Annotated in this window: 22 protein-coding genes; 11 read left to right on the top strand and 11 right to left on the bottom strand. The window is 45.5% G+C overall.

From position 1 onward, the window contains the following. Positions 1–3: 3 nt before the first annotated feature. Together GO755_RS25130 and GO755_RS25125 are read right to left on the bottom strand one after the other, a co-directional pair. On the bottom strand, positions 4–2064 hold the full coding sequence (locus GO755_RS25130; RefSeq protein ID WP_157588059.1) for an OPT family oligopeptide transporter: 2061 nt from the start codon (positions 2062–2064) through the stop codon (positions 4–6). A gap of 69 nt (positions 2065–2133) precedes the next feature. After that, positions 2134–2802, bottom strand: coding sequence for an AlbA family DNA-binding domain-containing protein (locus GO755_RS25125; protein WP_157588058.1), 669 nt, complete (start codon positions 2800–2802; stop codon positions 2134–2136). A gap of 162 nt (positions 2803–2964) precedes the next feature. Between GO755_RS25125 and GO755_RS25120 the strand changes: the two genes are divergently transcribed. Further along, complete coding sequence (locus GO755_RS25120; RefSeq protein WP_157588057.1) at positions 2965–3447, top strand: sterol desaturase family protein; 483 nt, start codon at positions 2965–2967, stop codon at positions 3445–3447. A gap of 98 nt (positions 3448–3545) precedes the next feature. On the opposite strand, the gene GO755_RS25115 is transcribed toward GO755_RS25120, so the two are convergent. Then, positions 3546–3767, bottom strand: coding sequence for a DUF2795 domain-containing protein (locus GO755_RS25115; RefSeq protein WP_009284883.1), 222 nt, complete (start codon positions 3765–3767; stop codon positions 3546–3548). A gap of 245 nt (positions 3768–4012) precedes the next feature. Between GO755_RS25115 and GO755_RS25110 the strand changes: the two genes are divergently transcribed. Further along, positions 4013–4738: a copper homeostasis protein CutC gene (locus tag GO755_RS25110; protein WP_157588056.1), complete on the top strand. Its 726-nt coding sequence runs from the start codon at positions 4013–4015 to the stop codon at positions 4736–4738. Here the strand turns inward: GO755_RS25110 and purU are convergent. Then, on the bottom strand, positions 4733–5587 hold the full coding sequence (gene purU / locus GO755_RS25105; protein ID WP_157588055.1) for a formyltetrahydrofolate deformylase: 855 nt from the start codon (positions 5585–5587) through the stop codon (positions 4733–4735). The two genes, GO755_RS25110 and purU, sit on opposite strands and share 6 nt — an antisense overlap. Positions 5588–5667: 80 nt before the next feature. Between purU and GO755_RS25100 the strand changes: the two genes are divergently transcribed. The 3 genes from GO755_RS25100 to mog all read left to right on the top strand — a co-directional run bounded on the left by GO755_RS25100 (position 5668) and on the right by mog (position 9212). Next, complete coding sequence (locus GO755_RS25100; RefSeq protein ID WP_157588054.1) at positions 5668–6675, top strand: isoaspartyl peptidase/L-asparaginase family protein; 1008 nt, start codon at positions 5668–5670, stop codon at positions 6673–6675. A 93-nt stretch (positions 6676–6768) separates the two neighbouring features. Beyond that, positions 6769–8589, top strand: a complete 1821-nt coding sequence (locus tag GO755_RS25095; protein ID WP_157588053.1) for a glycosyltransferase — start codon at positions 6769–6771, stop codon at positions 8587–8589. A gap of 98 nt (positions 8590–8687) precedes the next feature. Beyond that, a complete protein-coding gene (gene mog / locus GO755_RS25090; protein WP_157588052.1) occupies positions 8688–9212 on the top strand; it encodes a molybdopterin adenylyltransferase in 525 nt (174 codons plus the stop codon). Positions 9213–9279: 67 nt separating this feature from the next. Here mog and GO755_RS25085 read toward each other — a convergent pair whose 3' ends face one another. Beyond that, complete coding sequence (locus tag GO755_RS25085; RefSeq protein WP_157588051.1) at positions 9280–10476, bottom strand: anhydro-N-acetylmuramic acid kinase; 1197 nt, start codon at positions 10474–10476, stop codon at positions 9280–9282. A gap of 124 nt (positions 10477–10600) precedes the next feature. Here GO755_RS25085 and GO755_RS25080 point away from each other — a divergent pair, with 124 nt between their 5' ends. The 3 genes from GO755_RS25080 to GO755_RS25070 all read left to right on the top strand — a co-directional run bounded on the left by GO755_RS25080 (position 10601) and on the right by GO755_RS25070 (position 13831). Beyond that, on the top strand, positions 10601–11497 hold the full coding sequence (locus GO755_RS25080; protein WP_157588050.1) for a fructosamine kinase family protein: 897 nt from the start codon (positions 10601–10603) through the stop codon (positions 11495–11497). A 52-nt stretch (positions 11498–11549) separates the two neighbouring features. Then, complete coding sequence (locus GO755_RS25075) at positions 11550–12953, top strand: DEAD/DEAH box helicase (protein ID WP_157588049.1); 1404 nt, start codon at positions 11550–11552, stop codon at positions 12951–12953. A 74-nt stretch (positions 12954–13027) separates the two neighbouring features. Then, the gene (locus tag GO755_RS25070) at positions 13028–13831 is read left to right on the top strand and encodes a tetratricopeptide repeat protein (protein WP_157588048.1); all 804 of its coding nucleotides are present in this window, start codon (positions 13028–13030) and stop codon (positions 13829–13831) included. 63 nt (positions 13832–13894) lie between these two features. On the opposite strand, the gene GO755_RS25065 is transcribed toward GO755_RS25070, so the two are convergent. Then, the gene (locus GO755_RS25065; protein ID WP_227687076.1) at positions 13895–14917 is read right to left on the bottom strand and encodes a toxin-antitoxin system YwqK family antitoxin; all 1023 of its coding nucleotides are present in this window, start codon (positions 14915–14917) and stop codon (positions 13895–13897) included. Between the two features lie 117 nt (positions 14918–15034). Here GO755_RS25065 and fcl point away from each other — a divergent pair, with 117 nt between their 5' ends. Then, a complete protein-coding gene (gene fcl, locus GO755_RS25060) occupies positions 15035–15976 on the top strand; it encodes a GDP-L-fucose synthase (RefSeq protein ID WP_317165959.1) in 942 nt (313 codons plus the stop codon). Positions 15977–16075: 99 nt separating this feature from the next. Here fcl and GO755_RS25055 read toward each other — a convergent pair whose 3' ends face one another. Continuing rightward, entirely contained in the window at positions 16076–16708 is a 633-nt protein-coding gene (locus GO755_RS25055; protein ID WP_157588047.1) for an acetyltransferase, read from the bottom strand. 112 nt (positions 16709–16820) lie between these two features. On the opposite strand from GO755_RS25055, the gene GO755_RS25050 reads away from it, so the two are divergent. After that, positions 16821–17657: a UDP-2,3-diacylglucosamine diphosphatase gene (locus GO755_RS25050; RefSeq protein ID WP_157588046.1), complete on the top strand. Its 837-nt coding sequence runs from the start codon at positions 16821–16823 to the stop codon at positions 17655–17657. A 14-nt stretch (positions 17658–17671) separates the two neighbouring features. After that, a complete protein-coding gene (locus GO755_RS25045) occupies positions 17672–18820 on the top strand; it encodes a glycosyltransferase family protein (RefSeq protein WP_157588045.1) in 1149 nt (382 codons plus the stop codon). Here the strand turns inward: GO755_RS25045 and GO755_RS25040 are convergent. Genes GO755_RS25040 through GO755_RS25020 form a run of 4 tightly spaced genes read right to left on the bottom strand, consistent with a single transcriptional unit; the run spans position 18815 to position 22210 of the window. Then, the gene (locus GO755_RS25040; protein WP_157588044.1) at positions 18815–19639 is read right to left on the bottom strand and encodes a Rossmann-fold NAD(P)-binding domain-containing protein; all 825 of its coding nucleotides are present in this window, start codon (positions 19637–19639) and stop codon (positions 18815–18817) included. The two genes, GO755_RS25045 and GO755_RS25040, sit on opposite strands and share 6 nt — an antisense overlap. 3 nt (positions 19640–19642) lie before the next feature. Continuing rightward, a complete protein-coding gene (locus GO755_RS25035) occupies positions 19643–20623 on the bottom strand; it encodes an outer membrane beta-barrel protein (RefSeq protein WP_227687075.1) in 981 nt (326 codons plus the stop codon). A 41-nt stretch (positions 20624–20664) separates the two neighbouring features. Then, positions 20665–21621 carry a hypothetical protein gene (locus GO755_RS40995; RefSeq protein ID WP_198174921.1) on the bottom strand — a complete coding sequence of 319 codons (957 nt, stop codon included), beginning with the start codon at positions 21619–21621 and terminating at the stop codon, positions 20665–20667. Continuing rightward, the gene (locus GO755_RS25020; protein ID WP_157588040.1) at positions 21590–22210 is read right to left on the bottom strand and encodes an RNA polymerase sigma factor; all 621 of its coding nucleotides are present in this window, start codon (positions 22208–22210) and stop codon (positions 21590–21592) included. Before GO755_RS25020 ends, GO755_RS40995 begins: the two co-directional genes overlap by 32 nt. Between the last annotated feature and the right edge of the window lie 45 nt (positions 22211–22255).

The following is a 22255-nucleotide window of genomic DNA, read 5'->3' as shown; positions in this document are numbered from 1 at the left end:
TACTCAACGCCTGCTCTCCGCAACTCGCCAGAGTACGATCGCTAATGCGGCAAAAGACAGCGCACCTAGTAACTCATAACCGCTTTCTCCCAGTGCTCCAGCTAGTGCAGGTTCCAGGGTTAGCAATGCCAGTCCGTTATAAATTGACTCATTGACCGACAGTAGAGCCACCACGACTCCGGCTAATGCTCCGCCAGCTACTAAACCCGTCGCGAAGAGATTTCCCTTGCCCAGATCAGCGTCTTCTTCTACAGTGCCTTTGCGCTTGGCATTCCAATCAACAATTGACTTCACCAGCCCACCGGCAAAAATAGGAAGCGTCGTTGAAAGAGGTAAATAAAGCCCTACAGCAAAAGCCAACGCGCTAACGCCAACCAACTCGAACACAAACGCAATAAAGGCACCGACCAGCACAAACTGCCAGTCGAGGTTAAAGGAAAGCAAACCCTTAATGAGCGTGGCCATAAGCGTTCCTTGAGGAGCCGGAAACTTATCGGAACCGATAGCATGCGTAATACCCTGCGCTAACAAATCAGGAGTAGGCGTATCCAGAATTTTAACCGTTGCCCCTACAACCAGAGACGAGACAATGACGCCGATAAACAACGCCATCTGTTGGTATTTTGGCGTAGCGCCAACCAGATAACCCGTTTTAAGATCCTGTGACGTTCCTCCTGCGTTGGCAGCGGCTACGCAAATCATACTACCTACCACCAATACAGCAGGTTCGTACACTTTACCCGTTAAACCAAAGCCGATAAAAACCAGAGATGTCCCCATAATGGTAGCAATGGTCATCCCCGATACAGGCGATGAACTGGAGCCAATTAACCCTACAATCCGACTAGACACCGTAACGAAAAAGAATCCGAAGACAATGACTAGTATAGCAATCAGCAATTTAGTTATGATCGAATCGCCGGGAATTTGAGGCAACACGACCATCAATGCCGTTAGCGCAACGCTTCCAATAATAACAATGCGTACGCTTAAGTCCCGTTCTGTACGAGGTGTGCGGTTGCTGGCGCTCAGTTCATCTTCCTTTTCAATAGCATTGATCGACGAGCGACTGAAGCTTTGTTTGAAGGAAGAGACAATGGTCGGAATCGTTTTAATCAGTGTCATGAATCCACCCGCTGTAACGGCCCCCGCACCAATTTGCCGAATATAAGCCCGATAAATGGCTACGGCTGTATCAGCAAACGTGTGTGTCGTTGGGTTCCATCCGCCAGGACCACCCGCCGTTTGCAGATTGGTCAGATAGCCGAGTTTTTGAAGTTGTAAGGCAATCGTATCGCCCGGCACTACCGACGCCAATAGAGGAATTAAGCCCAACCACGCCAATATTCCCCCGCCGACTAAAACTGCCGAGATACGAAAGCCAATAATGTAGCCAACACCTAAATACTCTGGGGTAATCTCTCCCGCAACCTGTGCTGATGGGAAATACCGGTTAGCCTGTTTCGTGGCCCAAACCGGCACTTCGGCAATTACGTGCAATACTTTCTGGAGTAGCGCATAAAGCAAAGCAGCCCCTAATCCCTGGTAAGCCGTTTTGGCAAAATCTCCGCCCTTTTCACCGGCAATCAACACTGATGCACAGGCGGTACCTTCAGGATAGGGAAGCGTGCCATGCTCCTGCACAATCAACGATCGACGCAATGGTATCATCATGAGTGTACCAATAAGGCCGCCCAGAATAGCCAATGTCAGAATTGTCCAGTAATTGAAGAAGTCAGCCCCACTACCGTTCGTCAGGAAAAGAAAACCTGGCATCGTGAAGACCACACCCGATGCAATACTCTCTCCCGCCGAGCCAGTTGTTTGAATGATGTTGTTTTCGAGAATGGTCGTGTTCAAGAAACGCCGACCTAGCGAAATAGCCAGTACCGCAATTGGGATGGAAGCTGATACCGACAATCCAGCTTTGAGCGATAAGTAAACCGTTGCAGCTCCGAACAATACGCCAAAGACGGCCCCGGTGATGATCGCTTTTAATGTAAATTCAGCAGGTGATTCGGTAGCGGGAACAAAAGGTTTATGGCTGGCTAAGGGTTGAGACATAGTCGTTGGTTTTGTGATGCAGCATTACTGAGCTTCACAAAGTAAGACTTTCCCGATATATACCCAATTCTACTGTATGGCTCGTGTGGTGTACTGATCCACTACATCGCTCGGGTGAATCTCCAGCACATTAGCTAATACCAACAACACCAGCGTTCTGGAAGCAATACGGCGCGAAACTCCGGCAATATTCGCGAACAGATCGACTGTAATACTATCGTGTTCGCCAAGGTGTTGCATGAGCTTATGCTCCTTCTCGCCGTAGCTGAATCGAATGTCGCGTTCGGCCTGTTCGCCTTTTAGAATCTCACGCACTTCGCGACTGGCCTGCACCGATTTGTCGGCCACGCGCACGTAAGCCTTCTTGCTGTCGGGGTCGGCAGGGTCGGGAATGATGTAATGAGGCCGAGTCGGGCTTCGGGGTACCCGAATTACGAGAACTTCGCGTTCATCGTAAAGTTGTACTCGTTCGATTGTGTAGGAAATGCGCGGAAAACAGAATTTGTTAATAGCCCGGACGAGCAGGTATTCGTCCTCATCGGCGTATTTCAGTCCCGGAATTTTTTTGTCGTCGCCGACGCCGATGAGCATGATTCCGCCGTTTGTATTAGCGAAGGCTACCACGCCCCGGATGATTTTCTCGGGATGGTTTGTTTTCAGCTTGAACTCTAAATTGCTACCCTCTCCCCGTTTGACCAGGTTTTTGAGTGCTTGATAGTCCATAACCGATGGGTTCATCTGGTTGAACACTGACTTGCGCTAAAGATACGGCTTTTCTGCAAACATGCAAATGAGAGACTCGTATCTCTATCTTTTGTTAAAAACTCGGTTCGTCTCCGTCAACTTTTCAACGTACTTAACCGTTACTAAAGTACTCTTTACTTCATACAAAACACAAAAATGCTGGTAAACGTTGCTCTGGTTTTAGGGACTTTCGGCTTCATGGAAGGCGTTGCCTGGTTTACACATAAGTATGTCATGCATGGTTTTCTATGGAGTTGGCATCGCGACCACCACAACCACCACAATGGCTTCTTTGAGGTGAACGATTTGTTTGCCGTTGTGTTCAGTCTGACCGCCATTACTTTAATTCTTATCGGTGTAGAATTCCCCGAATGGGGTTATTTAGCGTGGATTGGGGCAGGGGTTACACTGTATGGATTCTTTTATTTCGTCTTCCACGACATTATCGTTCATCGACGGGTAAAAATGAAAGTCGATACAAGTGGCCGATATATGCAACGCATTATGCGGGCGCACTACATTCATCATAAAGTGCATACGAAGGGAGGTGCCGAAGCATTCGGTTTTCTATACGCGCCGAAAAAATATGATCGGCCTGTAAAAAGCAAAAAATCGGAGTCCGAATCAAAATCATCGTAGCATGGGTTGCAACGGCCGACCGTCCATGCTACATATAAAAAAGGCGTAATCTCAAACCAGTGGATTACGCCTTTTTTATCAAAAAATATCCGAACGACTCAATATTCGTCTTCGTTGAAGAAGAAGTCATCTTTGGTTGGATAATCTGGCCAAATCTCTTCGATACTTTCGTACGGCTGACCATCGTCTTCAAGTTCTTGTAAGTTTTCAACTACTTCAAGAGGAGCGCCTGAGCGAATTGAATAGTCAATCAGTTCGTCTTTAGTGGCAGGCCATGGGGCATCTTCCAGATAGGATGCTAATTCGAGAGTCCAGTACATAGTGTTCGTATTTTGATGTCTATTTTCAATGAGGGTGCAAAAGTAAAAAAATCGTTAATATCCAAGCTATTTTAGGCAAAAATGTTCGTAATCGTTATTCTACCGGGTTTTAGGCGATTAACGCGCAGCAACGGCGTTTGTTTTTGTCGAAGTAAATAAATTTAAAAGACAAACTAGTAAATGGTCATTCTATTTATTTAGCGCAATGTCTTCTTTTCTCTACGAATCTCCTTTTTTGCCTACTTATGGTTATTGAAGTATGCGCCTATTCGCTCGACTCATGCCTAACGGCGCAACAAGCCGGCGCCAAACGAATTGAACTATGTGGCGGCCTCGCCGAAGGTGGCACTACGCCCAGCGCAGGTCTGATTCAACTCGTCCGTCAGCACCTGACCATTCCATTTTATGTTATGATCCGGCCACGCGGGGGCGATTTTTTATATTCAAAAACCGAATTGGCAGTCATGAAGGCCGATATTCTACTGGCCAAAACGCTGGGAGCCGATGGTGTAGTCCTCGGTGTTTTGAAGGCTGACGGTAGCGTAAACGAAGCACAAACCCTCGAGTTAGTTGAATTAGCCAAGCCATTACCCGTTACGTTCCATCGGGCGTTCGATATGACCCGAGACCCATTCGAAGCCTTAGAGGCCGTTATTCGTACAGGGGCAGTCCGAATTTTAACCTCCGGTCAGCACCAAACCGTCGAGCTGGGTTTAGCGGTACTTCATCAATTAACAGAAAAAGCAGCCGGACGAATTGAAATCATGGCAGGAGCCGGGGTGAACGCTCAAAACACGCCAAAACTGATAGAGGCAGGTGTGCATGCTTTACACCTGAGCGGTGGTCAGAAAGAAGATAGCGGCATGATTTATCGACAACCAGCGGTATCAATGGCCTCAAGTCTACCTGGTGAGTATGAATACATAGAAGCCAGTGAGGAGAAAATCAGGGCGGTTGTTGAACAGCTATAGTACAATGGCTCGGTTACCCGAAATAAATACCCGATCGTTGAAGACTAATTTTAGTGCCTGAGACAGCACTATTTTTTCTACATCTTTCCCTTCCGTAGCCATATCGGCCGCCGTATGACGGTGGTCTACTTCTTTCACATTTTGGGCAATGATTGGGCCTTCATCTAAGTCATTATTCACGAAATGGGCGGTAGCACCAATAATTTTAACGCCCCGCTCATACGCCTGTCGATAAGGGTTAGCGCCTATAAAAGCGGGCAAAAATGAATGGTGAATATTAACAATTCGGTTCGGAAAATGATTAACAAAGTTGGCCGTAAGTACCCGCATATACTTGGCTAATACTACGTACTCAGGTTCATAAATAGCCATTGTTCGCAGAATAGCTTCTTCATGTTCTTCGCGAGTTTTGCCTTCATGTGAAATGTAGTGAAAGGGAATACCAAACTTGCTCACCAGGGGTTGCAATAGACTATAGTTACCCACAACAGCCAGAATATCAGCATCTAACTCGTCGAACGCATACCGAATCAGCAATTCGCCCAAACAATGATGCTCTTTTGTAACCATCACAACGATATTTTTCTTCCGCTTTGGATTCAGGCGAAATGTAATCTCGGATTGATTGGTCGAATCAGGTAACGTGGTCTGCAATTCACGTAATAACGCGTTACTATCCAATGTACCCTCAAACTCGGTACGCATGAAAAATCGGCCTGACGGACTTACGTATTCATCATTATGAATGATGTTTAAATTATGCCGGAATAGTACACCTGTCACATGATAAATAAGGCCCTTACTATCGGGACCGTCCATAAGTAATATATGTTTGTCAGGAGCCGTCATACGTGGTTATGAATAAATTGGCTAAAAGTAGCAAATGCCAGCCGTTTATTCCTTTATTTTGGGTCGTAACCTGCCTATGTATGGTAAATCGACGCCGTTTTTTAACTCTCAGCTCGCTGGCCGGGCTACTTCCCTCACTGTCATTCAGTTCGGCCAAAGCAGTTCATACTTCAGATGGCCCAGACAGCCAACTCACTACCTCCGAAGGCGTAAGCCCTTTACTCAGTGGACCTATCGCCATTTCAACCTGGAAACAGCCAAAAGCAAATGCAGCCGCCCAAGCCGTGCTGGATGGCGGTGGTAGGGCTTTAGATGCTGTTGAAGCGGGTGTTCGCGTCCCAGAAGCCGATCCTGAGGACATGAGTGTGGGCTATGGAGGCAGGCCCGATCGAGACGGTCATGTGACCCTCGATGCCTGTATTATGGACGAGAAAGGGAATGCGGGCTCTGTAACGTTTCTGGAACACATTATGCATCCTATTTCTGTAGCACGGGCTGTTATGGAAAAAACTCCCCACGTGATGCTCAGTGGCGAAGGAGCCCTAACTTTTGCCTTATCGCAAGGATTTAAGAAAGAAAACCTGCTCACGAAAAAAGCCGAGAAAGAATGGCGAGAATGGCTCAAAACAGCTAAGTACAAGCCTATTGCGAATATCGAACGACATGATACCATTGGTATGCTCGCCATCGACAGTAAAGGCGATATCTCAGGTGCCTGTACTACCAGTGGACTTGCCTACAAAATGCGAGGTCGTGTAGGCGATTCACCAATTATTGGTGCCGGACTGTTTGTCGATAATGAAATTGGTGGAGCCTGTGCCACGGGTCTGGGCGAATTAGTTATGCGTACCTGTGGTGCCTTTCTGGTAGTCGAACTAATGCGCCAGGGACACACACCTCAGCAAGCCTGCGAAGAAGCGGCTATGCGAATTATCAAAAAGCAAGATTATAAAGACATACAGGTTGGCTTTCTAGCTTTAAACAAAAAGGGCGAGTATGGTGCTTATAGTATTCAGCCCGGTTTTAATTACACGTTATCGCAGCAAAAAAGGACAGAAGTAACGGATGCAAAGTCATATTTGAAATAAACAAGTTTTTCTTTTATTGTTTATAGTACTTAATTGCCGTACAAAAAGTGGCTAATTACGCGACTAAACAACTATTTAAAATCACGAACTACATTGGAATCGGTATTTTCAACATCGAAGCGGAAGCTCCTACTCGAAATAGCCTGGGAGGTGTGTAATCAGGTAGGTGGAATTTATACGGTTATCCGGTCGAAAGTACCAGCAATGGTCGAAAAATGGGATGACAACTACGTGGCACTGGGGCCTTATTTCCCTCAACGATCGGCCGCCGAATTTGAACCTATCACCGAACCTGACGAGACAGAAATTGGCCAAACGGTTCGTAAAATGCGTCAATTAGGGTACACCGTCGAATACGGTTATTGGTTAGTGACAGGGCGCCCTCGGGTTGTGTTATTCGACCTTAATAGCATCGGTATTGATCAACTTAACCAAATCAAAACCCAGCTTTGGCTAAACCATCAGCTCTCGACGCTTAACATAGAAGATCTTGTAAATCAAACAATTGTGTTTGGCGAGATGGTGCGAATATTCATCACGTTGCTGGCCGAAGACCATGCTCGTCGTGTTGATTTTGTCGCTCATTTCCACGAATGGATGGCTAGTACGGGTCTGCCCGATCTACGAAAAGACAATGTTAAAGTAGCTACGGTATTTACAACACACGCTACCATGCTTGGGCGCTATCTGGCCCAAAACGAGCCGGGCTTTTATGGCAAACTCCCGTTTTTCGACTGGAAGCGCGAAGCACAGCACTACGGTATTGAAACACAAGCAACTATTGAGCGGCTAGCTGCCCTTCAATCGCATGTTTTTACCACTGTCAGTGATGTGACAGCTCGTGAATGTGAGGTTTTTTTAGGAAGAAACCCCGATCTGGTCTTACCGAATGGATTGAATGTCACCCGATTCGCAGCTGTTCACGAATTCCAGAATCTACACGTTCGGTATAAACAGAAGATTCACGAGTTTATAATGGGGCACTTTTTTCAGAGCTATTCATTCGATCTGGAAAAAACCCTCTATTTCTTTACTTCAGGTCGTTTTGAGTTTACAAACAAAGGATATGACCTTACTCTTGAAGCTCTTGCCCGCCTGAACTATCGGATGCGTGAAGCCAACATGGACACGACGGTAGTGATGTTCATGGTTACGAAACAGCCTTACACCTCTATCAATCCTGATGTCCTTCACTCGCGCGCCTTACTCGATGAAATTCAGGAAACCTGCGAAAGCATCGAAAAACAAGTTGGTGAGCGCCTGTTTCAAGCAGCGGCTTCCAATACACAAAGCACGTCGTTACCTGATTTAAACAGTTTTGTAGACGACTATTGGCGACTTCGGCTTCGACGCACTGTTCAAAGCTGGAAAACTAAACACCTTCCCCCTTTTGTGACACACAATCTGGTTCAGGAAGATGATATGACGCGATTTATCCGGCAGGCTAACTTAGTAAATAATGAATACGACCGGGTTAAAATCGTTTATCATCCCGATTTTATAGCCTCCACCAATCCACTCTTTGGCCTAGATTACAGTCAATTCGTACGCGGTTGCCATCTTGGCGTCTTCCCAAGTTATTACGAACCTTGGGGTTATACACCTCTGGAATGCGTAGTTCGTGGAATTCCAACTGTCACGAGTGACCAGTCGGGCTTTGGTGATTTCATTATGCAAATCATGCGTGATTACGAAAACCGGGGCATTTACGTCATCAATCGCCGAACACAGTCATTTAATGAGGCTGCCGATCAATTAGCGGATGTACTCTACCGATTCGTACGAATGGCCCAACGCGACCGGATAAAACAACGTAACCGTGTTGAAAGCATAGCAGACGTGTTCGACTGGAGCAGTCTCCGCTCTTACTATGACACCGCGCATGATTTAGCGTTAAAGCGGAAGAAACCCTGATAATATTTAATGAAAAATGAAGAGTGAAGAATGTAGAATAGAACGCTCCAAGCATGTTTATTCTACATTCTTCACTCTTCATTTTTCACTTTTCAATTATGATTTATATCGGTATTATCAACGTTTCTGATCGGGCCAGCGCGGGTGTTTATGAAGATATTCCGGGAAAGGCCGTTGTCAGTTTACTAACGGAATGGCTTACTTGTTCCTGGAAGCCTGTTTATCGAGTTATTCCCGACGAACAAGATCAACTTGAAGCCACCATGATTGAACTGGCAGACAAAGAAGGCTGCTGTTTAGTCGTAACAACCGGCGGTACAGGCCCCGCCCTGCGAGATGTAACGCCAGAAGCCACCGAAGCCGTTTGCCAGAAAATGCTACCTGGTTTCGGCGAATTGATGCGCCAGGAAAGCCTTAAATACGTGCCAACGGCCATTTTATCACGCCAAACAGCGGGTATTCGAAATCAAACCTTACTCTTGAATTTGCCGGGTAAGCCTACAGCAATTGGACAATGCTTATCGGTTGTTTTTCCGGCCATTCCGTATTGTATTGACCTCATTGGCGGCCCTTTTTTGACCACCAACGAAGAGAAAATGAAGATCTTTAGGCCTAAGAGTTGATTTGTTTCAAGTTCAATGTTCCAAGTTGTAGTTATGATTGAGCCGAACCTGGAACATTGAACTTGAACTAACCAGGGAAACTCACTTTCCCCATTGTTACGTTCGGAACGCCCTGTCTATTGCCAAATGAGGTACTTCCTCCAGCCAGACTTTCATTGGCCAGTACAGCGAACAAAACCGCTTCTTTCGCGTCGCCACTAATACCCAGATCATCTGTACGCCCAAAAGTGCAGTTAGGTAGTTTTTCCTGAAGTGCTTTCGTCAATACAGGGTTGTGCATGCCTCCTCCGCTCATATAAATCTGATAAGTTTCACCATCATGCATTACACGCTTAATAGCGTCAACAATGGTATCGGCACTAAATTGTACAAGGGTAGCCATTAAATCAGCGCCAGGTAAGTCGATAGTCTGACTACGAATCTGTGCTTCCTCAACGTAAATCATATTGAAGACTTCAGGACCAGTTGTTTTGGGAAATGGGGCGTCAAAGAAAGGATTTGTTTTTAAGGCTTCGAGTAACTTGGTGTTTACCTGACCTTGGGCCGCGAGTTTACCATCTTCATCGTAAGGCTTATTCAACAGCTTTCGAGAATAAGCATCTAAAATTGTGTTCCCAGGTCCTGTGTCGGTTGTAAAAACGCTGCTGGCATCTTCACTAGCAGGTAAGTAGGTAAAGTTGGCAATACCGCCCATATTGAGCAGAATTCGGTTTTCACCCCTTTTGGAGAACATAAAATAGTCGCCATATACCGCTAGTGGAGCACCCTCGCCCCCATGCGCTACGTGTTTTTGTCGAAAATCACTGAAGGTAATAATACCAGTTACTGCCGCAACATGATCGCCATCCCCAATCTGCAAAGTAGCATTAGGGAACTTATCGCGTCGGTGCTGACTTTTGGGTGCATGGTATACCGTTTGGCCGTGACTGGCAACTACATCGATCTCATGAGGTTCAATTCCCCAGATACGCAAACAATCGAGAATCATCTGCCCGTGTAATCGTCCAATATATGGGTTTAGCAAACAGAGCTGCTCAAATTCTATTTCTGTTTTAGCAAAGATGGTACGAATGTCAGCCTTCAGCTCGTCGTCATATGGTACGGTTAAAAACTGCTCGAGAGTGACAAAAGTACCGGGTCCAGAGTCAGAAATACGGCAAAGGGCAATGTCAAGCCCATCGAGCGAAGTACCTGACATAAGGCCAATAATTAGACGTTGGGGTTTCTGAGCAATGTGATATAGTTGCTGAATTTGTGGGTTCATTTTAAATTTATAGTTTCGGCTTTATCATTTACAGTTAACCTGTGTCTGGTACATTAGCCAATCGGATCAGCAAACTACCGAAAATCCTGACGGGGAACCACCTAAACCACACACTAAATAACACATGAATTTTTGGGGTGATGAGCAATTTTCCTTTTTTGAAAACATTCTGTTTTCAGTATTAGGTCAATCCGTTGATGTGATCGAAACCCAGTTTTTATCAGGGGGCGACATTAATACGGCTGCTCAGGTATTTTCGTCGGCAGGTATATTTTTCATCAAATGGAATCATACTGATGATACTGCCGGAGGACACCCCAGTATGTTCGAATCCGAAGCCTGGGGTCTCGATCTACTTCGTCCAACCGGAGCGTTTCAAATTCCGCAGGTGATTGGTCATGGTCATTATCTGGGAAAGTGTTATTTAATTCTTGAATACATTGATTTTGGGAAGCCCACTAAAACATATTGGGAAACGCTTGGCCAGAAGCTAACCATTCTACACTCGCACACTCAGCCTAAATTTGGCTTAAATTTTGACAATTATATTGGCTCGCTGCCGCAGACCAATAAACTTACAGACAATGGTTTCGATTTCTTTTTCGATCACCGTCTTCTTCCTCAGGCTGGTTTAGCCCTCTACAAAGATTTACTGTCCAAGCAAGCCTACGATGCACTGTTTCGCCTGCGTAATCGCTTACCAGATCTAATTCCTGACGAACGACCAGCGCTTCTTCATGGGGATTTATGGTCTGGGAATGTCTTGATTAATGAAAGCGGCCTTCCCGCGCTAATTGACCCCGCCGTTTATTATGGATTCAGGGAAGCAGAACTAGCCTTTACGAAATTATTCGCTGGATTTGATGAGCGGTTCTATGATGCTTATGATGAAGCATTTCCTCTCCAGAGTGGCTTCAACGAGCGTGTATCCATCTATAATCTATACCCGCTCCTCGTTCATGTGAATCTCTTTGGTTCAGGTTATGTTAGTGCCGTGGAACGAATACTGAAACAGTTTTAATAAGTTGGTAGAGGAATAAGTTCGCAACTTACTCCCCTACCAACTCCTTTCTATGGAAATCACCTCTTTCGAGCAGTTCGAGTTGAACCGCCAACTACTTAATGCCGTGGCGGAACTCGGCTATACAGAACCAACGCCTATCCAACAGCAAACGATTCCGCTGAGTTTAGGTAATCATGACGTACTGGGTATTGCTCAAACGGGTACGGGCAAAACTGCGGCTTACTTATTGCCGCTCCTCATGAAAATTAAGTACGCACAGGGGTTAGCTCCCCGTGCCTTAATTCTGGCCCCAACCCGTGAATTAGTCATGCAGATAAATGAGGCTGTAAGCGAATTAGGCAAATACACTGGCTTACGCCATCTGGCACTTTATGGTGGTCTTGGCCCTAAAACGCAGATTGAAACACTTCGGAAAGGAGTTGATTTATTAGTTGCCACTCCAGGGCGGTTTATGGATCTTTACCGACTAGGAGAGATTGTAACAAAAGATATTCGCACACTGGTACTCGACGAAGCTGACAAGATGATGGATATGGGCTTTATGCCTCAAATCCGTTCAATCCTGGAAATTATCCCTACAAAGCGGCAGAATCTTCTGTTTTCGGCAACATTCGGTGGGCGAGTAGAACGGCTATCAGCTGAGTTTCTGGAAGCCCCAGTAAAAGTAGAGGTGACCCCTCAGGCATCAACCGCCGAGATGGTTAGCCAGGTCATTTACGAAGTGCCGAATTTTCGCACCAAAATCAATTTACTGGATTATCTCATTAGTAAAGATGCCTTCCAACGGGTCATCATTTTTGCACGAACAAAAACCACAGCCGAGAATATTTATAAATTTCTGGCGCGCAAAGTAGTGGAGACCGATAAAATCAGGGTAATCCATGCGAACAAGGGCCAGAATACACGCATCAATGCCATGGATGCGTTTAAAGAAGGCAATGTGCAGGTGCTGGTAGCTACAGATGTGGCCGCCAGAGGCATTGATGTGGCCGAGGTGAGTCATGTGATCAACTTCGACTTACCGTTGATCTACGAAGATTATGTGCATCGTATTGGTCGAACGGGCCGTGCCAATCATGCAGGCGCAGCTATTACCTTTCTGACAATGGCCGAGGACTATCATGTGCAGAAAATTGAAAGAATTATTCGCATGACTATTCCTCGTGAACCGTTACCAACTAATGTTGAGGTTACAGAAACACCTTTTGACGAACAACAAGCCATGTTGCGCGAAATTGATGAGCAACGTCGAAAAGATAACCCAGAGTTCTTAGGTGCATTTCACGAGAAAAAAGCGAAGAATTTACCCCCTGGCAAAGCCAGGTCGATTGCTAAAGCAAAAGAAGCAGGTGCCAAGAAACCCCTTTCGCGCACTTCGGGAGCGCATTCGGGTGGAGCTAGTCATAAAATTGGCGGTGCCAAGCGGTCTGGATCTCGCGGAGGACGTCGGTAATTTGCAGATAATGCACTAATTTAGATACTCCTTTCGTTTTACCAAAGCATGTACCCCAGGTATATTGATTTCCTATGAGCGTTCGGATCAGTCTGATACAGTGTACTTTAGTTGCGTTACCGTTTTTTGCGGCTGCCCAAACTAAGCAGTTCATTACATCGGCACGGTCGGGTGACGCAGTGCGTCAATCCAAATCGACTCACGAAAATCTGGAAGAAGCCATTCAGTCGGTAGAATCCACAAACGCAGGAGGGTCAATTGATACGGGAGAATCAGTTAATACGCTACCTCTTTTTGGTGAGCGCCCCAAGACAGCCGCTCAGATTGATGAAGAAATTCATTTTCTGAATGACTGCGACCGCAATTTCGCCACCCGATCTGATGCCAGTAGCTTCTTTGCGGCTCGTGGCTGGGATTATATTGGTAGCGGCCAATTAGACACAGCTGCCCATCGCTTCAATTTATCATGGTTGCTTAACGACCGAAATGCTGATGCCTATTGGGGACTAGGTGTGGTCTGTTATCAGAAGAATCGCTTACCGGATGCCATCCGAATGATGAAAAAAGGGATCGCCGTAGACGACAGCAATACCGTTCTGATGACTGATCTGGCAACTGTTGAACTTAAACAGTATCAGGAAAAACCAGATGAAGATATGCTGACAGAAGCCGAGGGTCATCTTCAGAAAGCGGTTTCACTCAATCCGAACGCTTTGTCTTATCAGAAGATTTCGATGGTCTATTATTTGAAAGCAAATTATGAGAAAGCGTGGGACTATTTTCACCAGGCCCGCAACATTGACTTTTCTTCGCTTGATTTAGGCTACCTCAACGAGCTATTAGCCAAAGCACCCGACCCTAAGGGAGTATTTAAGTAAACTAGTGAAGTAAGTGGAATCGTGAAGGCTCCTACTATACTATTTCACTTACTTCACTACTTCCTAGTTCTCTGTCTCGTCGTCTTGTACAACCTTTTTCTTTGATTGCTCAAATGTGACTTTGCCTTTCTCATCCCACTCTGTAATGGTATAAGGCTCAAACTCCGTATCCCATCGATCACTGGCATATTGAATAAGTTTCCGGCGCATTCGCCGGCCGCCTGGATTAATTGGATAATACTCCGTCCAGCGACCAATTTTCACCCCATTATCATATTTCCCCTCTTCGGCCAGCAAACCGTTTTCATGAAACGCCATGTAGGTGCCTTTTACTTTACCGTACTCTTTCGGAATAATTTCCTTGATCTTATGATGTGTAGAGTCATAATACACTAACTGCGACTCCGTTGGGAATCCCCAATGCCATCGGGTTTTATCGACAAGCATGAAATTACCATCATATTTCTCCCAACGTCCATCTTTCATACCCGCATAATAATAACCTTCCTCCACTAAATCGCCGTTCTGGTAACGTTTGTATGGACCGTGCAATAACAATCCAGCTCCTTCATCTTTAACAATTGAACTTGTTACACGAGCAGATTTTTGATAATATCGGGTTATTTCACGGACATAAGGCAGTGGTTTAGCAGCATCGTTATCGCGTAGAACATGAAACTCTTCGACTATAGTCCGGTCGCCACTACCAAATTTCGTATACGCTTTGACCATCGACAAACCCTCATATTCCGTTTTTGACAGTTTATTTTTGGACTTCCGATCAGCCTTTAGTTTCTTTAACTGTTTAACTTTTAGCCCTAAATCAGGCATAATACCGGCAACATAGGCGTCTTTTTGCTCTTTTAAGGACGACATAGTTGGTAAACCCAGCGTAGTAAGTGATGACGGCACAGATGAAAACGGAGCAAATGGAGATGGAGCCGCACCCGATGGTGCTAACACCGGCTTCGATGCCGTGGTAAGCGACGACGGAGCCGTACCTGAAGACTGTGCCAGTGTATCATATACGGTTATACCGATTGATACTATAAATAAAATGGGTAACTTTAAGTTTAAAGCAAACATAGTACGGGGAAAATGATTGATCCCTAAAGTTTGTTAGTTTTGCAACGCTTTATAAAGTCGTATTATTTTATCAACTCGTCCGCCAATTAATTGGCGGTTTGCTTATAATCAATTCTCGTGGAAAAACAGGCTCGTATTTATGTTGCCGGACATCGAGGTATGGTCGGTTCGGCTATTATTCGTAAACTTCAAGCAGAAGGCTACACCACTATTATCACTCGAACATCGTCTGAACTAGATTTACGTAATCAGACGGCAGTTGCAGACTTCTTTGATCAGGAACGCCCTGAGTATGTGTTTCTGGCTGCCGCTAAAGTTGGTGGTATTATGGCGAATAACACCTATCGTGCCGAATTTCTGTACGATAACCTTATGATTGAATCGAACATTATCCATCAGGCTTATAAAACAGAGGTAAAGAAGTTGTTGTTCCTTGGATCGTCGTGCATTTACCCAAAATTAGCACCGCAGCCGCTCAAAGAAGAATATCTGCTTAGTGGTTTCCTTGAATCGACAAACGAACCCTATGCTATCGCAAAAATTACAGGAATCAAACTCTGCGAATCTTACCGAAGCCAGTATGGCTGCGATTTCATTTCGGCCATGCCTACAAACCTGTACGGCCCCAATGACAATTATGATTTGCAGGGCTCGCATGTTTTGCCCGCACTGATCCGTAAATTTCACGAAGCCAAAATCAACAATCAGCCAACAGTAGAGGTTTGGGGAACGGGGTCGCCCATGCGTGAGTTTCTACACGCTGACGACCTGGCCGATGCCTGTTTCTTTTTGATGGAACATTATAATGGTGAACTGTTCGTCAATATAGGTACAGGTGAAGACGTAACAATCCGTGAAGTAGCGGAACTCATCAAAGAAATTGTTGGCTTCGAAGGCGAACTGCGTTGGAATACAGACAAACCCGATGGCACTCCTCGCAAGCTTATGGACGTTTCCCGCCTTCATAGTATGGGCTGGAAACATACAACAGAGCTAAAACAGGGTCTTGAGCGTACCTATCAGGATTTCCTGGCGAACGAGGTATTGTATGTTGAATAGTTGTATTTAGTTAGTGGAGTGAGTGCAGTAAGTGTAGTGTGTGACTTCTACCACTACACTTACTGCACTCACTCCATCTACTCCACTAAAATACGCTTCTTAAATTTTCTTTGCTGGATTCCCAAATACAGTCGCACCAGCGTCAACGTTCTCTACAACAACCGATCCTGCGCCTACTCGAGCTCCTTTGCCGATGACAATTCCGGCAATTATAGTCGCGCCGGTTCCGATAAAGGCACCTTCTTCAATTGTTACGCCACTGTTGATTATGCTTCCTGTTCCAATCTGAACATAATCGCCAAGTTTGGCCTGGCTCTCGACCACAGTACCAGCCTGAATAATACAATGCTGCCCTATCTCGGCGTATGGATTGATAACTACCCGAGCAGCCAGTAGATTCCCATGACCAATTGTGGCCATGCTAGAGACTATTGCTGTATCATGGATAGCATTTACAGGCTGTACTTTCCGTCGTTCGTTCAGCATCTTGACCAAGCGTTTTCGTACACGCGCATCACTAATGGCAATAAAAGCTTCGCACTTGTGACCGATCAGCTTCAGAAAGCCATCATCGTCTGTTTCGCCCAGTACCGACACATCACCGAACTCCTTACCATGCAATTCTTTATTATCATCCAGTAGTCCATAAACCACTACACTATTACGCTGAAACAGGTCTAAAGCCGTCAGGCCCAGGCTCCCTGCTCCGAAAATAAGCACTGGATTCTCCATTATTTGTCGTTTGTTAAGTCAATATGAACCATTGCCCCCATAGAGCTATAATCTTGTCAATTTAGTAACAGTTCAATAAATCTTACTTCATACATGATGTCTAGTTTCGTTCATGCAAGTAAGCACACAGTTCCGCACAATTGTGCTCTCCGATATTCACCTCGGCACTGCCGGATCGAAAGCAAAGGAGGCCACCGAGTTTTTGCGAAATTACTCCTGTCAAAAGCTTATCCTCAATGGCGATATCATTGATGGCTGGCAATTGAAACAATACGGTACCTGGAAGAAAAAACACACTGCTTTTTTTAAAACGGTTTTACGACAAATCGTTCACTACAATACCAAAGTTGTTTACCTACGAGGTAATCACGATGACTTTCTGGATCAGATAATGCCCCTTAAAGTGGGTAAGAATTTTTCGATTCGTAAAGATTACACGTTTCATTCCGGGAATAAAAAATTCTACGTCACGCATGGCGATGTCTTCGATTCGATAACCTCCCAGATGAAGTGGCTAGCCTATCTGGGCGATATAGGTTACACGTTTCTGCTCTGGATTAATAAGTTTTACAACAACTACCGCAACTGGCGCGGCCTACCTTACTACTCTCTTTCCCAGCAGGTTAAGTCGCGCATTAAACAGGCGGTGAGTTACATCTCCGATTACGAGCAAAAACTGACTGAGCTAGCTCGCGCCCGAAACTGCGACGGGGTAATCTGCGGCCATATTCATCAACCTGCCATTCGCGAATTCGATGGCATCATTTACATGAACTCTGGCGATTGGGTTGAGTCATTAAGTGCGCTTGTCGAGGATCACGAAGGCAATTGGAGCTTGCTTTATTATACAATGGATTTAGCACAGGAAGATGAAGTTAAACCACAGGCAGAAACTACTAAGTCGCTCAGCTCGCGCCTAAATAATGCCTTACCTGTCCCCACAATCTAATTCCTCATTGCATTATGCGTGTTTTATTCTTAGTACAAGGCGAAGGACGAGGCCATTTGACGCAAGCTTTATCACTGGCTCAAATTTTACAAATAGCGGGTCACGAAGTGGTTGGTGCCATAGTTGGTATTACCGCAGATCGGGATGTCCCCACATTTTTTAGTGAGAAATTTTCAGCGCCTATCACCCCAGTTTTTAGCCCGGGATTAGTGTATAATGCGGGTACTAACGCACTGGAGCCTGTTAAAACGACCATACAAGCCTTGCGCTATGCAAAGCCGTTCTGGCGTAGCCTGTTGCAAGTGCGGAATATAATTGAGAAAGAACAACCCGATGTTGTTGTCAATTTTTTTGAAATGCTCGGCGGACTGACCTATGCGTTACTGCGTCCATCTGTGCCTATGGTATGTATTGCTCATCAATACATGGCCTTTCACCCTAATTTTCAACGACCCAAAGGGCAATGGTTTTATCGACAAGCATTTAAGCTGAACACTCGTCTAACCTGCTTTGGCGCCCGGGAGTTGCTAGCTTTATCCTTCGATAAGCAAGCCGATGAGCCACGCCAACGGTTGCGTATTGTACCGCCTTTACTCCGGCAGGAGGTAACCGAATTGAAATCTTCTGCCGGTGATTCCCTATTGGCTTACGTAACACAACCCGGATTGAAAGTTGAACTACTCAAAGCGCATGAACAACATCCTGAAATTCGCCTGGATGGCTTTCATTCAGGTGTAACTGTTGCAGATCAGGTTATTGATGATACCCTAACGTTCCACGCTATTGATGGTAAACGTTTTCTGGAATTCATGGCCCGTTGTAAAGCTATTGTTACTACCGCTGGCTTCGAATCAGTTTGTGAAGCAGCCTACCTGGGAAAACCGGCGCTAATGATTCCACAATCGAATCACTACGAGCAGGCTTGCAACGCCATCGATGGGCAGCGCGCGGGCGTTGGCGTGGCTTCTGAGCGATTTGATCTGGACAAACTAACCGAATATCTACCGAAGTATGATAAACAGCTCAGCGAACGTTTTAGAGCTTGGCATGCGCAGGGGTATTTTTTGTTTCTTGCCGCACTGAATCGAGCAAGTACACCAACTAGCAAACCGTCATCGGGCGGTTTCTTCCTGACACGCATGCGTCATCTTCTCCGATCATAGCTTGTAGTAAAACGCCAGTGGATCTGGATACAGAAATTGGTAATTTGTTGCTAACATCAATTTTTCGATGCCAATAACTTTGTACGGAATTGGCTCGGATGGCGTAACGAAAGTGGGCAGTTCGTATCCAAAATCAGCACAGTTTTTTCGGTAGATTGCTTCACGAATAGGATGTTGTGGCGAAACAGCATTAAACTTACCACTTATCTGTCGCTGAATCAGATGTATCAGAATACCTACGGCATCATCACGGTGAAGGTAGTTTACAGGTACTGATCCGGTATTAACTGTTCGCCCGGCAACATATTTTCCTGGCATACGATCGTAACCCAGTAAGCCTCCGCAACGCAGTATAGTTACAAGTCGGTCAGGAGCCAGATTTAGTATGAGTTGTTCCGCTTTAACCAATCCAGGTGCAGCAGATTGATGAGGTTCAACAACATCATCTTCTACAACAACTCGGTTGAGTTCGGGATAAATAGACGTAGAACTGACGTAGATAATATGTCTTATAGACGACTGACGAATTGCTTCTGCTAAGTGGCTTATCTGTTCCGGGTGAAAGTCATCACCTTGCTTACCAGCTTTAGGTGGAATATTGATAATGAGCGTATCTACTTGAAGCAAGGCTGTCAGATTCCCAATCGGCTCCGGAATTAGCTGAAGGCGATAAGCATCAATACCATCCTGTTGTAGAGAAATCGTTTTCTCGGTTGATGTTGTGCTCCCTTTTACTCGAAAGCCCTCGATCTGTATTTTTTTTGCCAATGGTAAACCCAACCAGCCTAGACCGATAATGGAAATAGATTTATTCTGCATCGATTAGAACCCAACACCAAATGTAAGTGTCCGAACGTCTGGACCTTTGCCTACTTCGAACAAGGGGCTTAGATCATATTTTACGAAAAAATCAAAGCTTCGAATGCCCAGATGTGCCATCAAACCGTATCGAATGTTATTCAGGTAATAATCCGAATGTCGGCGATCTTTACTCCCATCTGCTTCCTTAATTTTCCGATAGCTATCGAGCCGGTAATTCACATAACCGCCTAAACCAATATGGCATATTTTCCGACCATCGCTATTGTAAAAGGTAACTCGCGGCACAACCGGTACGCCGATAGTACAAACAGTCAGCTTACTTTTTTGCAGATCTCTTCCCGCATCAGGGAAAGCAACTCCTGTAGGTGTCTTCTCAGCCACGTTATTTCCTTCGAACATAAAATTATTCCAGGCTACTTCAACCCCATAATATAACTTCAGCGATGCGTATTTACCCCGAATAATCGTTGGCATTGCTCCTGCAGATAACGCAAAGTAGCGCGATCCCAAGGGGCGTAAGTCATAGCTATCTTCAGGATACGCCACTGATGTACTTTGCTGGATGAAGTTGTTCAGGCCAATACTTACTCCGTAATCAAAATTATTACCTTCTCTCCTACGTTTCGCTCGTTCAGATGCCTGCTTGTATTGCTGATCATCCTTGTCTTTTTGTGAATCAGGGGTTTTAGCGGAGTCGTTAGTTCCACTAATAACGACCGTCACACCATCTTGCTTTTTGGTAACGACAAGCACTGTATCTTTCAGGAAGCGTCCGCCATCCTGCGAAATAGCTGTTGGACCGCCTGGCACCGAATCGAGTTTCATGCCCATTTCGCGCACAATTTTATTCAGGTCATAATTTGATAAGGCCTGAATACTGGCTTTATCAGGTCCATAAATAACTAGACGCGTGCGATTAGCAAACCGAATTACCAATGAATCGGTTGGACTTAACGGCTTAGCCTGAGTGGCTAAGGTCATAAGCCATGCCGTTGCTATAGCGACCAAAAACAATCCCCTCTTCATTGCTTGGTTGATTTATCTTTATCTAAACTGTGTTTTAGGCCATTATATGCTCGGCCTAGCAAACCCCGTTCGTCGTCATTAGGACTATCTTGACGGGCAAATACTTCCCCTTGTTTGATTCGCTTGACCTGCTGCCACAATCCACCCATTTTAGTTTCTTTCTCTGGTTTATCGGTTGATGCGACTACAGATTGCTCTTCGACTGCGTTTTTAGCTGCTTGGCGAGCTGCAACCAAGGCTTCTGGTTCGGCAATCGTTACAACCAGTACACGCTCCGCACTCGGGGCCGATTTTGTTATTGGTTTGGTTTCGGCCACCTGTTCAGTTGATGATTGAACTATAGGTTGTACAACATCCTGCTTGACAGTTTCTGGCTTCGCTTTAGCATTGACAGGGTTTGGATTTGTTTGCGCCAAAACGGGTTCATTGGTTGAAAGTGGTAAAGCCTTCCGGGTTGGTTTATGAATTTCAACTGATGGGTTGGCGAGATCACGATTCTGTTTGCTGATTACCGATCCTTTATTTATATCAGCTAATTGTTCTTCAGCCACGTCCTTATCTGGCATTACAGGATTTATTTCGTTGTCTATCGATTGATTATCAATAGGCTGAATAGGCTGTTTTAAGCTTGCCTTCTTTTGAGCTGACCTTTTTTCAGTCGAAGCAGATTTGCCTTTCTGGTTCGTCGCTATTTGTACGCCATCTATAGTCGATTTGTCGCCTGATGGCCAGTAAAGCCACCCAAACAAACATACCAGCAACAGGCAAGCCGCAGCAGCCATATAGCGCTGCATTTCAGGATTGCGCCAGAATACTATTTTCGTTTCTTGCTTACCTTGGCCCATACGCGCCTGTAGCCGCGCAAAGCCATCGGCACTGGGCGGCAGAGACATGTTGCCCAGTTTTCGGGCAAACAGATCATCAATGGGCTGCTTTTCTGGCTGTTTTTTCATAATATCCATTTTGGCCAACCTGTTGGTGCATTTTTGGCTCCTGTTCTAATTTCTTCAAATTTGCCTGCAATAGCATTCTCGCTCGACTCAACTGGGATTTTGAAGTACCTTCAGAAATACCCAGCATTTCGGCAATTTCGGCGTGAGAATACCCTTCAATAGCATAGAGGTTAAATACCGTACGATAGCCATCGGGTAATTGATTCACTATTCGGAGTAAATCATTTTCATTAACCGCCGTATCAGCCCAAGCATAGTCTGGCTCTACAGTTACGTCTTCGATCGGTATCTCTTGCCGCCACTGTTTATTCTTCCGCAAAAACATGAGTGACTCTGTCACCATCACACGCCGTATCCAGCCCTCAAAACTCCCATCTTCCCTAAACTGCTCAATCTTTTCAAACACCCGCATAAAGCCATCCAGCATTACCTCTTCAGCGTCGTCACGATTGGCGCAATAGCGTGTGCAAACGGCTAGCATTTTGCCCGCAAACCGCTCATAAACGACCTTGTGAGCGCGGCCTTCGCCCCGCTTCAAAGCAGCAATTAACTGCGCTTCAGTCGTAAAAAACGGTATTAGTCGAAGCATATTTGTTTAGGTTCAACAGCAAGATGCAAGATAATAGAGCATAGG

The sequence above is a fragment of the Spirosoma arboris genome (genome assembly GCF_009754945.1).
In the GTDB taxonomy this organism is placed as follows: Bacteria; Bacteroidota; Bacteroidia; order Cytophagales; family Spirosomataceae; genus Spirosoma; species Spirosoma arboris.
This window is presented reverse-complemented; position numbering and strand designations above follow the sequence as displayed.

What these genes read in the sequence shown, in the direction of transcription:
- GO755_RS25070 (WP_157588048.1), top strand. Translation starts at nt 13,028, where the DNA reads ATGAGCGTTCGGATCAGTCTGATACAGTGTACTTTAGTTGCGTTACCG.
- GO755_RS25130 (WP_157588059.1), bottom strand. Translation starts at nt 2,064, where the DNA reads ATGTCTCAACCCTTAGCCAGCCATAAACCTTTTGTTCCCGCTACCGAA.
- GO755_RS25080 (WP_157588050.1), top strand. Translation starts at nt 10,601, where the DNA reads ATGAATTTTTGGGGTGATGAGCAATTTTCCTTTTTTGAAAACATTCTG.
- GO755_RS25065 (WP_227687076.1), bottom strand. Translation starts at nt 14,917, where the DNA reads ATGTTTGCTTTAAACTTAAAGTTACCCATTTTATTTATAGTATCAATC.
- GO755_RS25020 (WP_157588040.1), bottom strand. Translation starts at nt 22,210, where the DNA reads ATGCTTCGACTAATACCGTTTTTTACGACTGAAGCGCAGTTAATTGCT.
- GO755_RS25075 (WP_157588049.1), top strand. Translation starts at nt 11,550, where the DNA reads ATGGAAATCACCTCTTTCGAGCAGTTCGAGTTGAACCGCCAACTACTT.
- GO755_RS25085 (WP_157588051.1), bottom strand. Translation starts at nt 10,476, where the DNA reads ATGAACCCACAAATTCAGCAACTATATCACATTGCTCAGAAACCCCAA.
- GO755_RS25035 (WP_227687075.1), bottom strand. Translation starts at nt 20,623, where the DNA reads ATGACCTTAGCCACTCAGGCTAAGCCGTTAAGTCCAACCGATTCATTG.
- GO755_RS25050 (WP_157588046.1), top strand. Translation starts at nt 16,821, where the DNA reads ATGCAAGTAAGCACACAGTTCCGCACAATTGTGCTCTCCGATATTCAC.
- mog (WP_157588052.1), top strand. Translation starts at nt 8,688, where the DNA reads ATGATTTATATCGGTATTATCAACGTTTCTGATCGGGCCAGCGCGGGT.
- GO755_RS25045 (WP_157588045.1), top strand. Translation starts at nt 17,672, where the DNA reads ATGCGTGTTTTATTCTTAGTACAAGGCGAAGGACGAGGCCATTTGACG.
- GO755_RS25040 (WP_157588044.1), bottom strand. Translation starts at nt 19,639, where the DNA reads ATGCAGAATAAATCTATTTCCATTATCGGTCTAGGCTGGTTGGGTTTA.
- GO755_RS25125 (WP_157588058.1), bottom strand. Translation starts at nt 2,802, where the DNA reads ATGAACCCATCGGTTATGGACTATCAAGCACTCAAAAACCTGGTCAAA.
- GO755_RS25100 (WP_157588054.1), top strand. Translation starts at nt 5,668, where the DNA reads ATGGTAAATCGACGCCGTTTTTTAACTCTCAGCTCGCTGGCCGGGCTA.
- GO755_RS25120 (WP_157588057.1), top strand. Translation starts at nt 2,965, where the DNA reads ATGCTGGTAAACGTTGCTCTGGTTTTAGGGACTTTCGGCTTCATGGAA.
- GO755_RS40995 (WP_198174921.1), bottom strand. Translation starts at nt 21,621, where the DNA reads ATGAAAAAACAGCCAGAAAAGCAGCCCATTGATGATCTGTTTGCCCGA.
- GO755_RS25055 (WP_157588047.1), bottom strand. Translation starts at nt 16,708, where the DNA reads ATGGAGAATCCAGTGCTTATTTTCGGAGCAGGGAGCCTGGGCCTGACG.
- GO755_RS25115 (WP_009284883.1), bottom strand. Translation starts at nt 3,767, where the DNA reads ATGTACTGGACTCTCGAATTAGCATCCTATCTGGAAGATGCCCCATGG.
- purU (WP_157588055.1), bottom strand. Translation starts at nt 5,587, where the DNA reads ATGACGGCTCCTGACAAACATATATTACTTATGGACGGTCCCGATAGT.
- GO755_RS25110 (WP_157588056.1), top strand. Translation starts at nt 4,013, where the DNA reads ATGGTTATTGAAGTATGCGCCTATTCGCTCGACTCATGCCTAACGGCG.